This window comes from Streptococcus sanguinis, from assembly GCA_013378335.1.
Classification (GTDB): domain Bacteria; phylum Bacillota; class Bacilli; order Lactobacillales; family Streptococcaceae; genus Streptococcus; species Streptococcus sanguinis_I.
This window is the reverse complement of the sequence record CP040556.1, coordinates 189053-201997: the sequence shown is the minus strand read 5'-3', so window position 1 is coordinate 201997 and position 12945 is coordinate 189053. Positions and strand designations below refer to the sequence as shown.

Below are 12945 nucleotides of genomic sequence, written 5' to 3'. Positions count from 1 at the left end.
TATCCTATCAATCAAACGTTTTACTCAAGGTAACTCCTTGCTGTTTTGCAACATAAGCAGTTGTAAAATCAGTTACCCAGCCACTTATAAAGTTCATGACAATCCCCACAAGCATGTAACGAATTGCCAAATCCATCTGACTTAAACCTAAAGTTTGAATCCCCGTCGCGATTCCCATCCATACAAACAATTCACCAGGATTGATATGAGGGAATACACCATTTGAAGTGTGACAGAATTGCATCTGGGCTGCTACAAAACCAGGTTTATAATATTCTGGTAAGAAACGTCCCATACTGATTGCCATAGGATTTCCCAGCATAAATGCTGAAATAAAAGGTAAAATCATATAACGGCTAATAGGATTCTTTGCGGAAATCTTAGCCAAAGCATTGACTTTTTCTTCTCCCAAGAAAGCGATAAGTGTATTCATTGCAATCAATAGCATCAAGACCAGCGGCACAATATTTGTCATCCAACTAATAAATGTCTCTCCGCCCAATTGGAAGAGTTTCATAAAACTCTCTGCAAATTTTGTAATGTGATTCATAACGAACTCCTTTTCTTATTTTTTGTAAAGAACTGCTTAATAGATAATTTTAAGTAATTAGCATAGAAACCCAATCCCAGAAAAGAATTAGAAGAATTTGTCTCTTGCTCAATACCAGCCTCATGCCAAAGATAAACCTTTCTAGCATCTTCTATAGCTTCTTGTAATAACTTATTTTCCTGTCTAACAAGAGGATTATACTTATCAAAATAATGGATATCTTCTCCAACAAAATTTTCCATGTTTTGAAAGCGTGCTAAGATAGTGACTCCCTGCATTTTGCTAGCTTTGAGAACTCGACCATTCTCATCAACTGCAAACATGACAATCGTACCAGATTTGATTTTTCCTGGCTTCCTGCCAATAGCTACGCGTCCTAATTTCCTGAGTATCGTATAGGTCTTATTGAAGTCTTTTAGTTGTTGCCAGCCGAGGAAGATTTGGAAAACATAAGCCGCCATGGCAAATATTGCAAAAATTATTAGCGAATTCATTAAAATACTCCTTTGCTCTCAGAAAATGATAAAAACTCTGCTTCCGTGTTTACACCTCTCAATGCTTCTTTCAAAGAAGGCTCACCTGCGACTCTAAAAATATCGTCGTACACTTCTAGTAATTCACTTTCCATCTTGGTTTCAATTTCAGAAGGAATCGCAACCAAAAAGATAAATTCAATCAATTCATCACCTTTTTGATAAGGCTCTTCCAACTTCCCAAACATCAAAATTGTCTTTGAATAGCCTTTATTAATCGTATGGGGAAAGGCAATACCCCCACCAAAAACAGTTGATTGCTTCCTCTCTCTTTCAAGAATCCGTTCTTTAAAATCTGCATCAATCATCTGAAATTTCTCTAACTCAGCTACCATTTTTAACAAATAACGCTGATAATTTTTTTCAGGATTCAAACAAATAAATCGCAAGCTTACAGTTTCTAGATTTTTTTGGTGAAAATCATTCGCCCGCTGCCATTCTTCTTGCAGCCATTGATCATCAAAAAGATGATTAACCTGTATTACTGGGGATTTAGAATTCTGATATTTCAGAGGCACTGTCGTGAAAATGGCAAAGTATTCCTGATCAAGATCGAAATTAAAATCCTCTTCAGAATACTGTGTGATATCCACATCATTTCCAAGAACTCGCCTGAGCTGCTGAATAATCATCGCAGCAGTTCCTCTGCCAGTCGTGCAGACTACAGCTATCTGTTTGCGAGAACCCTTCACGGCAGAGTTTTGCTTTCTTAAAATCATTTCAAAGTACAAAGCCAGATAACCGATTTCAGATTTTTCCAATTCGGTACCAAAAATGGAGGTCAGTTCTTCTCCAGCTATTTTAGCCATTTCAAAAGCAAACGGATATTGATTTTGAACCTCGCCATGAAATATATCATTAGCTTGCACATGGAAGATCAGTCTATTAATTAAAGAACCAAGATGAGGTTTGATTTCTTCGAACAATTCAGCTTCATCAAAGTGTACCAGCATTTTTTCTTTGACTTTCTGCACAATCTGGTGAAACACTTGAGTAAGCTGATTAGAGTGATAAGAAGGTTTACTTAAAGTATCGATAAAACGGACATTAAACGGAAAACATAAGAAGTCTATCTCAAACTGACTTAGAGAAATTTTATAAGTCATCTCAATATGATAGATTAACTGCTCAGCCATAAGTGTCGATGTTAAATCATTCCTGTAGTAAGGAATAGGACAATCCAACATCCTAGATGAGTGAATGCGCTCCACTATAATAGAAATAGTCTTTCGAAGGAGATCCTGTGTTTCTTTGGGAATTTTATAGTCTTGAACCAAGGTCTCCAGAAAATAAGAGGTTTCCCCAGTTAGAGTGTTTCCTTCAAAGTAAGGAGCCACTTGATGAATATATAGCAAACGTAAATTCAACTCGCTGCCCAAAATCTCCAATCCTCGATTAGGCTTTCCTGAAATTGTGATGAAGTATTTCTCTGCTAAAGACTTGACCTGTTTCAAATCCTTATTAAGCGTACTTCTACTAACGCCTACTTCCTCTGCCAAATCGTCAATAAGAAGAGGGGAGGTTGACTCAATTAAACGTTTTAGCAAATAGGCAATTCTTTTACTGGAAGAATTAAAGTCACTTTCCTTTTTTAAACTACCAGATAAAATTTTTTCCAACTCTGTATAGTCATATACTTCCAATAATAGCTGATCATCCTTTGAGATAATCTGTATATTAGGAGCTAAAACATCATTTAATTGTTGGATACTCTTTTGCAAGGTTTGCATACTAATATCCAACTCTAAACGCATATCTACCAAGGAATAAGTCGGCTGCGAGACCATTTTTTCCAAAATGTTATACCATCGATTTACTAAAGTCAACTCTCTTCCTCACCTTCATTATTTTAACCGCGAGTCTTACCTCCGGCAATATTTGTAGTTACACCTGTAATATAGCTAGAACGGTCTGAAATGTAGAAAGCAACGAGGTCGGCTACCTCCCGTAGTTTACCACTCCGACCTAATGGTGTTGTTGAAGTTGAAGCATATCCAGCTCTAATATCTTCGACAGTCTTTCCTCGTGTATAGGCAAGCGCTTCTTCATAAGTAAGTGTTCGAAGTCCTGTAGCTTCCATAATTCCTGGAGCAACTCCCACCACACGAACACCATGCTTACCAAGCTCTTTCGCCCATGAACGAGTGTAACTATATACTGCAGCTTTCGTTGCAGCATAAGCGCTTTGTCCTTCAGAACCTTCTAGGCCTGCTTCAGATGCCATATTCACAATCACACCTTTTCCATTTTTCACTAGAATCCGTCCTACAGTCTGACTAACCAAATACAAGCCCTTTTGGTTAATCATCGTTACTTTTTCGAATGTCTCATCATCTAGTTCATAAGGACCTTTAGGATTTTCAGCATCAATTAATAATCTAGGAATGTTAATCCCTGCATTATTAACCACAGCATCAATATTGCCAAATTTTTCAACAATTTTAGCAACACCTGCTTCTACTTCAGAACGAGAAGTTACATCAACTTTTACAAACAATAGATTCGGATGACGTAAATCATTGTCACTAAGGTCAAAATTCGCTACATTAACACCTAATTCCAGCAATTCTTCAACGATTGCCTTGCCAATACCAGATGAAGCGCCTGTTACAAGAACTGTTTTGCCTTTTATGTTTAACCAATCATTCATTTTGATACCTCTCAAATTTTATTTACAAGGCAATTATACAGCGCTTTCATAAAATAATTAAGACAGTCTTTTTTGAACTGTTCAAAAAAATAATAAACTAATTAAGAGGATTATACTAAAAAATCCACAAGAAATTAACTTGTGGATTTTTTTATTCTGAATGAACTCAAAATATATGAGAATCAAAGACGTGCATTCAGTTCTGCACCAAGCTCTTCAAAACCTGGTTTCCCAAGAAGAGCAAACATGTTTTTCTTATAAGCTTCAACTCCTGGCTGGTCAAACGGATTGATTCCATTCAAGTAACCAGAAAGAGCAATAGCCAATTCAAAGAAGTAAATGGTATATCCCAACGTAAACTCATCTTGCTCAGGCAAAGTCACAAACATATTCGGTACTCCACCGTCTGTATGTGCTAGTAGAACTCCATCCGTTGCTTTCTTATTAACAAAATCAACATCTTTTCCTTGCAGATAGCCTAGGCCGTCCAAGTCTTCTGCTAATTCAGGAATCAGCACATTTTTGCGTGGCTTATCTACACGAATAACTGTTTCAAAGAGGATACGAGTACCTTCTTGAATAAATTGTCCAAGAGAGTGCAAGTCTGTTGAAAAGTTAGCAGAAGTTGGGTAGATACCTTTTTGGTCTTTACCTTCTGATTCACCTGCCAGCTGCTTCCACCACTCTGAAAAGTACTGCAGAGATGGTTCGTAGTTAGCTAGAACTTCTGTTAGATAACCTTTACGGTATAAGATGTTGCGTACAACTGCATATTGATAAGCTTCATTTTCAGCCAACTTGTCAGAAGCATAAGTCTCACGTGCTGCATTTGCTCCTTCCATCAACTTGCTGATATCAGCACCCGCTGCTGCGATTGGCAAAAGCCCTACTGCTGTCAGTACTGTAAAACGACCACCCACGCTATCAGGCACTACAAAAGTGTCCCAGCCATTAGCATCCGCTTCAACCTTAACTGCTCCTTTGACCCGGTCTGTAGTTGCATAAATCCGTTTATTAGCTTCTTCTTGACCATATTTTTTAACCAAGAGCTCTTTGAATACACGGAAAGCGATAGCAGGTTCTGTTGTTGTTCCTGACTTAGAAATAACATTGACAGAGAAATCTTTGTCTGATACATAGTCCACCAAATCAGCCAAATAGCTTGAAGAGATAGAGTTTCCAGCATAGAGGATCTGAGGTGCCTTACGTTCTTCCTTGCTTTGCAAGTTTACAAATGAATTATTCAAGAAATCGATAGCTGCACGAGCACCTAAATAGGAACCACCAATACCGATTACGATCAATACTTCACTATCAGATTGGATTTTAGCAGCAGCCTTTTGAATACGAGCAAATTCATCTTTGTCGTATTCTTCAGGTAAGTTCAACCAGCCAGTCATTTCTGCCCCAGGACCTGTTCCATTTCGCAGAGCAGAATCCGCTGCAGTCACTTGAGGCTGCATATAATCTATTTCATGTGGTGCTACAAACTTATCTAGTACCTTTGAGTAGTCAAATTTAATATGTGTCATGTTTGTCCTCCAATTGTTCTTTTCTCTTATGATAACGCTTTAAGAAAAAATAAGCAAGTGCTTTTACTATTTTAAAACGTTTACATTTTTTATTCCATACTATTTTACTAAATAAGATAATCCTAGGACATGACTGAGAGCAATCGTTTGCATATATCTTATAAAAACGAGGTTAGCTATTGCCATTTCTTGCGAGTAAATTCTTTATAAAGTTCTACTAAAAATTTAAAAAACCAACATGTAAATTGAACTGCATCAATACTTCTAAACTCATCTGCCTCCTTCGGACTTGATTCACTAAAAGACTCTATACGGTTTACAGATTTTTCCCTTATGGGAAAAACTGCATCCATTGCTCTAAAATTCATCTGTGCCTTTCAGGCTTGATTCATTCAACATCGGAACGTAGTTCTCGCTTCGCTCAAACTGCGTCAATGTACCTAAGTTCTTTTGTGTCCTTTGGACTTAATTCACTAAAAGACTCTATCCGGTTTACAGATTTTTCCCTTATGGGAAAAACTGCATCCATTGCTCTAAGATTCATCTGCTCCTTTCAGGCTTGATTCGTTAAGAGGCATAGAAAAAGAGCACACAGTTTACATCGCTTAGGGCTGCTGGATTCCTCCCCTGACCCGCTTCACGCAAAACTGTTGCTCCACTAATTAGTATAACACAAACTTTTGATTTTGGCTAATTTTATTTTTTCCTTCTCTGTCTGAAAAATTCCTGCATGATTTGAGCGCACTCTTCTTGGAGAACGCCAGTCTCCACCTCTACACGGTGGTTAAGGCGCTCATCTGTCAAAATATCATAAAGACTGCCAGCTGCTCCAAACTTTTGATTTGCTGCTCCGTAAACCACATGGGGAATGCGCGCTAGGCCAATAGCTCCACTACACATGACACATGGCTCAATGGTCACAAAAAGCATTGTATCCAGCAAGCGCCAGCTATTTTCATGCCGATTCGCCTCTTCGATAGCCATAATTTCCGCATGCATAACAGCCCGTTGCAGCTCCTCACGTGCATTGTGACCGCGGCCAATAATCTTCCCCTCTTTGACCAAGACACATCCGATGGGAATTTCATCATGAGCCAGAGCAATCTCCGCTTCCTTCAAAGCTTCTCGCATGAATGCTTCTTTTTCTTCAATCGTATAATTCATCATTGTCTTTCTAATTCTATAGTCGTCTATCTCATTATACCACAAGCCAGCCGCACTTCTCAGAAAAAGTAAAAGCCACCACTGGGGTGACTTTCAGGAGATTATTATGAAAAAAGTTTAGGATTTTTAAACAAAGTTAGGAGGTCTTTGTTTATGTCATTAGTATAAAATATATATCTTAAATGAATCTTAAGATAAAGTTTTCTTACAAAAAAGCACAAGAAGCAATTTCCTTGTGCTGACTTTTTTATAAATTAGACCAGACGCTTTCCAAGATATTGGTCTGCTCGCGGCCAGGACCAACTGAGAAGGTTGAAATGCGAACACCAACCAACTCACTCACTCGGCGAACATAGTTGCGGGCATTTTCTGGCAATTCTTCCAGACTGCGGACACCGGTGATGTCCTCTGACCAGCCTGGCAGCTCTTCGTAAATCGGCTTGCAGCGCTTGAGCTGTTCCAGACTAGCTGGGTAATGGTCAATTCGCTGCCCATCCAAGTCATAGGCTACACAGATTTTCACTGTATCCAGACCGCTCAAAACATCGATGGAGTTAAGCGAAAGATTGGTAATCCCTGATACACGGCGGCTATGGCGCATGACAACAGAGTCAAACCAGCCTACCCGACGCGGACGACCGGTGGTGGTGCCATATTCGTGGCCGATATCACGAATGCGGTCACCAACTTCATCGAAAAGCTCTGTCGGGAATGGTCCATCTCCGACCCGACTGGTGTAGGCCTTGCAGACACCGACTACCTTGTCAATTTTGCTCGGACCAACACCGGAACCGATGGTGACTCCCCCTGCAACTGGATTAGAAGAAGTTACAAATGGATAAGTCCCTTGGTCAATATCCAGCATAACCCCTTGAGCCCCTTCAAAGAGCACTCGCTTGCCTTGATCCAGCGCATCGTTTAGGATAACAGAAGTGTCAGTCACATACTGCTTGATTTGCTGACCATATTCATAGTATTCTTCAAAAATATCATCAAAGCTGATTGGTGTACTATCGTATAATTTCTCAAAGAGGCGGTTTTTCTCAGCTAAATTCCGCTCCAAGCGCTCTCTGAAAATATCTTTATCCAAAAGGTCAGCGATGCGGATACCGACACGAGCAGCCTTGTCCATATAGGCAGGGCCGATTCCCTTGATTGTCGTCCCGATTTTATTATCACCTTTTGCTTCTTCCTGCAGGCGATCCAGCTCGATATGGTAAGGCAGGATGACATGCGCTCGATCAGAGATACGAAGGTTATCTGTCGTCACACCTTCCTCATGCAGGTAGTTCAATTCTTTGACCAGAGATTTAGGATTCACCACCATTCCATTTCCTATAACAGAGATTTTTTCCGGGAAGAAAATCCCTGACGGAATCAGATGCAGCTTGTACTTCTTGCCGTCAATCACGATAGTATGGCCGGCATTGTCACCACCCTGATAGCGGGCAATCACTTCGGCATTGGCTGAAAGGAAGTCTGTAATCTTCCCTTTTCCTTCATCTCCCCACTGGGTTCCTACAACAACTACTGATGTCATAATTTTGTCTGAGCTGAAGCAGCTCTTCCTTTCTTGAAAAGCAGGCAGGAATCTCACCTGCGATTATGTTTTATACCTCATTATATGAAAAATTTAACAATTTTTCAAGGTGGGATCCATTCTTGATTTGCTTTTTCCCTTTTGAAAACGAATTAAATTTTCACAAAATCTGTATTTTCTGAAATTTGTTAGTTTATTAAAAATAAAAGTTCGGAATTTTTGTAAAATCGTAGCGGAAATTTGTTTTCTTTTTCCGTTTGTAATAGACTAAAATTACTACCATAGGACGGTGAAATGATGACGATTAATCAATTACTGCAGAAACTGGATACATCAAGCCCTATTCTCCAAGCGACCTTTGGTCTGGAGAGGGAAAATCTGCGGGTGACAACTGATGGACACTTAGCTCAAACTGCTCATCCGAGTCAGCTTGGTTCCCGCAATTTCCACCCGACCATCCAAACAGACTTCAGCGAGCAACAACTAGAACTAATTACACCTATCGCTCACTCGACTAAGGAAGCACGGCGCTTACTGGGAGCTATCAGCGATGTGGCAGGCCGCTCGATTGACCAGAGAGAACGCCTGTGGCCCCTGTCCATGCCACCACGGCTGACTGAAGAAGAGATTGTCATCGCCCGTCTGGAAAACGACTACGAACGCCACTACCGAGAGGGGTTAGCGAAAAAATATAGCAAAAAACTACAGGCCATCTCCGGTATCCACTACAACATGGAGCTAGGAAAAGATCTGGTCACCGCTCTCTTTCAAGCCAGCTCTCACCATTCACTCAAGGACTTTAAAAATGACCTCTATCTCAAGCTAGCTCAAAATTTTCTGCGTTTCCGCTGGATTTTAACCTATCTCTACGGGGCAGCCCCTTTGGCAGAAGCTGGCTTCTACAGTCAGGAAATTTCCCAGCCTATCCGCTCTTTTCGTAACAGCGACTATGGCTATGTCAATGACGAGAACATTAAAGTTTCTTACGCTTCTTTGGAGCAATATGTAACTGATATTGAAAACTACGTTCGGTCAGGCGAGCTCAGTGCTGAAAAAGAATTTTACTCAGCCGTTCGCTTCCGTGGACAGAAGCACAATCGTGCCTATCTGGAGCAGGGTATCACCTATCTGGAATTCCGCTGCTTCGATCTCAATCCTTTTGACCATCTAGGCATCAGCCAAGAGGCCTTAGATACTGTCCATCTCTTTTTACTGAGCCTGCTCTGGCTAGATGATGTTGAAAATGTTGATGCGGCATTAAAAGCTGCCCACGACTTGAACCAAAAAATTGCTTGTAGCCACCCGCTGACTGCCCTGCCAGATGAGGCAGACAGCTCAGCACTTCTCCAAGCCATGGAAGAGCTCATCCAGCATTTTGAACTGCCGACATACTACCAAAGCTTGCTTCAGCAGCTTAAAGAAGCACTACTAAATCCTCAGCTAACCCTATCTGGCCAGCTCCTGACTCATATTCAGCAGGATTCCTTAATAGCCTTTGGACTAGACAAAGCGGAAGAGTATCACCATTACGCTTGGACAGCTCCTTATGCCCTCAAAGGCTATGAAAATATGGAATTATCCACTCAGATGCTGCTCTTTGATGCTATTCAGAAGGGGTTGAGTATCGACATCTTAGATGAAAACGATCAATTTCTCAAGCTTTGGCATGGTCACCATGTGGAATATGTCAAGAACGGCAATATGACCTCCAAGGATAACTATGTCATCCCTCTGGCCATGGCCAATAAAACAGTCACCAAAAAGATTTTGGCAGCAGCTGACTTTCCCGTTCCGGCTGGAGCAGAGTTTTCTTCTCTTGAAGAGGGACTGGCCTACTACCCTTTGATTAAGAACCGACAAATTGTTGTCAAACCCAAGTCAACCAACTTCGGACTGGGCATTTCTATTTTCCAAGAACCAGCTAGTCTGGAAGCTTATCGCAAGGCTTTGGAGATTGCTTTTTCAGAAGACGCTGCCGTCTTAGTGGAAGAATTTATCGCAGGAACGGAGTACCGCTTCTTTGTCTTAGACGGTCAGTGTGAGGCGGTCCTGTTGCGAGTGGCGGCCAATGTCGTCGGAGACGGTCAACATACCGTGAGGGAATTGATTGCCATCAAAAATGACAATCCGCTGAGGGGCCGAGATCATCGTTCACCGCTTGAAATCATTGAACTGGGCGACATTGAACTGCTTATGCTGGAGCAGCAAGGCTATGGACCAGATGATATCCTGCCTACTGGAGTCAAGGTTGACTTGCGGCGCAATTCCAACATTTCTACTGGTGGAGACTCGATCGATGTCACAGACAGCATGCACCCATCTTATAAGGAACTTGCTGCTGACATGGCAAAGGCTATGGGAGCTTGGGCTTGTGGCGTTGACCTTATCATACCTGACAGCTCTGCTATTTCCACAAAGGAAAATCCCAACTGCACCTGCATCGAGCTCAACTTCAACCCCTCTATGTATATGCACACTTATTGTGCTGAAGGACCGGGACAAAGCATTACTCCGAAAATACTAGCCAAACTTTTCCCAGAAATGGACTGATAAGACGAGAATCGCGGGAGTTATCTTGCGATTTTTGTTTGAATACTTGAGAGGAACGAAGAAATTTTCGTTCTGGAAACAACGCTTGCTTTATTGAGAGGAATCAAATGTCTTTCTGAATTAAGCAAATATAAAAAATGGTCTGAATATATAAAATCATTTCAATCTTTATCCTTCAAAAACCAGCTTTTATGTTAAAATAGAGATATCACATTGAGAAGAAAGAGAAAAGTCCATGTCGAGGAGAAATGATGATTCCAACCAGCAACCAGAATGGTTTAGCTGGATTTGGATACTTGTATTTGTATTTGGTTCTGGAGCTGTAGCAAGCTATCTAATTCCCATAGCTATTCTGGGGGCTATTGGTTACGGAATCTATCGCTACCAAAGCCAGAAAAAAGTTCGGATTGAAGCAAAGCAAGCCAGCATTGGCCGTATTGAAGATTTGAAATCAGAAATTGGTCATGCTGACCGCCGCATTAAAGAATTGGAAGGCTACCAAGAAGATGGGGACCAAGAAAGCTATCAGAATTTAGCTCTAGAAATTCTTCCCCAGCTAACCTATATCAAAAATGCTGCTAACGACCTACGCGGAGAAATCCCTACTTCCGTCTACCAACGAATCCAGACCAAAATTCGTACTGTCACCGATGAAATCGATGAACAACTGAAAAAGATTGAACAAGAGAAAAAACGAAAAGAAGCGCAGCCTAAGAAAACTAGTCTAGAAGAGCTAGCCCCAGAATTGGTCGCTACGGTTCGCAATATTCAGATTGACCATGAGGCCATTCTTCAAAAAATCTCTCAATCCGAAAGCAACAATAAGGAAGAGCTGACTGCCATTCATCAGTCCCAGATGGAGCACTACGAAGATATTTTAGAAGGCTACCTCAAAATCAAAGCTTCTCCCAAAGATTTTTACAATGCAGAGGAGCGGCTAGCCAAGGCCAAAGCAGCTATAGAGCAGTTTGACTTGGACCTAGACGAAGCGCTGCGTCAGTTAAATGAAGCTGATTTGAGGGACTTTGACATTAGCCTGCGTATCTTAGACAAAGAAAAGCAAACAGACACTGGCCTTTAAGCTAGATAAACCAAAGGAGAAACTATGAGCCAAGAATTTAATTTTGACATTGATAAAATTGCTAACAATGCCATCAGCAAAAGCGACAAAACAACAGAAATCATCGAAGCCAATACGACTCAAGAAAATGGCCAGCTATCTTTTCTGGAAAAACTGACTCCTGAGCAACAGAGTGCGATTACGGCTAAAGCTCCACAGCTGGTGGATAATTTCGTATCGGACCAAAATGCCTTGCTGGACTTTGGCCAATCTGCTGTAGAAGAAGTCAACGGTACTGTCAATCGTATCTTGGCCGAGCAGAAAAAATTACAAATTCCCCAGGTAGATGAGCTCTTAAAAAACACCAACAAAGAACTCAATGGCTTTGTCGCAAAATACAAGGATGCTCAAGTAGCAGAATTGGACAAGAAGCCTAATTTTCTGGAAAAACTCTTCAAACAGAGCAAAAACACTCTTCAAGAATTCTATTTTGACTCACAAAATATCGAGCAGAAAATGGACGGCATGGCTGCAACCGTTGTCAAGCAAGAAGATGTTCTGGCTCGCAATATTGTTTCTGCTGAAATGCTGATTGAGGACAATACCAAATCGATTGAAAACCTAGTCGGAGTTATTTCCTTTATCGAAGCTGCTCAGCAAGAATCTGGCAATCGAGCGCTCAAACTGCAGGCTGAAGTTGCTCAGTTAGATATGACAACCGTTGACTACCAAGTCAAATCGCAAGAATTAGCCCGAATGACAGAGGTGGTCAATACCTTAGAGCAGCAACATACTGAATATGTCAGCCGTCTCTATGTAGCTTGGGCGACGACTCCTCAAATGCGTAATCTGGTCAAGGTTTCCTCTGATATGCGCCAAAAACTTGGAATGCTCCGTCGCAATACCATTCCAACGATGAAACTGTCTATCGCCCAGTTAGGCATTCTCCAGCAATCGATGAAGTCTGGTCAGGTAGCTGACGCCATCTCGAATGCCAATAACGCTGCCCTGCAAATGCTCGCCGAAACGAGCAAGGAAGTCATTCCTCAGCTGGAGCGGATTTCCCAAAGTCCTACTATTGCTGTTGAGTCTGTCACTAAGCTGGCAGAAAGCCTTGTCGCACAAAATCAAGGCATTATCGAAGCCATTGATAAAGGACGGGAAAAACGCGCTCTGCTAGAAGCCACTGTTATCCAATCTGCAGAGACCATCAACAACTCTGTCAAACTGCGTGATCAAAAGATTATCCAAGCCCTGTTGGACCAAGGCAAGGAAGCCCAGAAAGAATTAACTACAGAATAAGTAAAAGAGCCTAGATGGCTCTTTTACTGTTTTACTTTTTAAATGATCAATACAGTCCTGTCTT

The 12945-nt window shown here is 41.2% G+C and carries 12 protein-coding genes and 1 other RNA gene; 3 read left to right on the top strand and 10 right to left on the bottom strand.

Annotated features, from left to right (window positions below; all coding sequences use genetic code 11):
- Positions 1–7 precede the first annotated feature (7 nt).
- The 10 genes from srlA to FFV08_01065 form a co-directional block, all read right to left on the bottom strand.
- Positions 8–550 carry a PTS glucitol/sorbitol transporter subunit IIC gene (gene srlA / locus FFV08_01110; protein ID QLB51399.1) on the bottom strand — a complete coding sequence of 181 codons (543 nt, stop codon included), beginning with the start codon at positions 548–550 and terminating at the stop codon, positions 8–10.
- Positions 547–1044, bottom strand: coding sequence for a transcriptional regulator (locus FFV08_01105; protein ID QLB51398.1), 498 nt, complete (start codon positions 1042–1044; stop codon positions 547–549). Before FFV08_01105 ends, srlA begins: the two co-directional genes overlap by 4 nt.
- Entirely contained in the window at positions 1044–2870 is a 1827-nt protein-coding gene (locus tag FFV08_01100) for a PRD domain-containing protein (GenBank protein ID QLB53254.1), read from the bottom strand. Before FFV08_01100 ends, FFV08_01105 begins: the two co-directional genes overlap by 1 nt.
- Before the next feature lie 62 nt (positions 2871–2932).
- Complete coding sequence (locus tag FFV08_01095; GenBank protein QLB51397.1) at positions 2933–3733, bottom strand: SDR family oxidoreductase; 801 nt, start codon at positions 3731–3733, stop codon at positions 2933–2935.
- Positions 3734–3915: 182 nt separating this feature from the next.
- On the bottom strand, positions 3916–5265 hold the full coding sequence (locus FFV08_01090) for a glucose-6-phosphate isomerase (GenBank protein QLB51396.1): 1350 nt from the start codon (positions 5263–5265) through the stop codon (positions 3916–3918).
- 176 nt (positions 5266–5441) lie between these two features.
- On the bottom strand, positions 5442–5633 hold the full coding sequence (locus tag FFV08_01085; protein ID QLB51395.1) for a type 11 methyltransferase: 192 nt from the start codon (positions 5631–5633) through the stop codon (positions 5442–5444).
- A gap of 53 nt (positions 5634–5686) precedes the next feature.
- Complete coding sequence (locus FFV08_01080) at positions 5687–5809, bottom strand: methyltransferase type 11 (GenBank protein QLB51394.1); 123 nt, start codon at positions 5807–5809, stop codon at positions 5687–5689.
- Positions 5810–5841: 32 nt separating this feature from the next.
- Positions 5842–5927, bottom strand: an RNA gene (ffs, locus tag FFV08_01075) — signal recognition particle sRNA small type.
- A gap of 34 nt (positions 5928–5961) precedes the next feature.
- The gene (locus FFV08_01070; GenBank protein QLB51393.1) at positions 5962–6432 is read right to left on the bottom strand and encodes a nucleoside deaminase; all 471 of its coding nucleotides are present in this window, start codon (positions 6430–6432) and stop codon (positions 5962–5964) included.
- Positions 6433–6676: 244 nt separating this feature from the next.
- Positions 6677–7969 (bottom strand): adenylosuccinate synthase, encoded by a 1293-nt coding sequence (locus FFV08_01065; protein ID QLB51392.1) that lies wholly within the window; start codon positions 7967–7969, stop codon positions 6677–6679.
- A gap of 294 nt (positions 7970–8263) precedes the next feature.
- Here FFV08_01065 and gshAB point away from each other — a divergent pair, with 294 nt between their 5' ends.
- The 3 genes from gshAB to FFV08_01050 all read left to right on the top strand — a co-directional run bounded on the left by gshAB (position 8264) and on the right by FFV08_01050 (position 12881).
- The gene (gene gshAB / locus FFV08_01060; GenBank protein ID QLB51391.1) at positions 8264–10519 is read left to right on the top strand and encodes a bifunctional glutamate--cysteine ligase GshA/glutathione synthetase GshB; all 2256 of its coding nucleotides are present in this window, start codon (positions 8264–8266) and stop codon (positions 10517–10519) included.
- Positions 10520–10754: 235 nt separating this feature from the next.
- Complete coding sequence (locus FFV08_01055) at positions 10755–11600, top strand: hypothetical protein (protein ID QLB51390.1); 846 nt, start codon at positions 10755–10757, stop codon at positions 11598–11600.
- Between the two features lie 24 nt (positions 11601–11624).
- The gene (locus tag FFV08_01050) at positions 11625–12881 is read left to right on the top strand and encodes a toxic anion resistance protein (protein QLB51389.1); all 1257 of its coding nucleotides are present in this window, start codon (positions 11625–11627) and stop codon (positions 12879–12881) included.
- Positions 12882–12945: the final 64 nt, after the last annotated feature.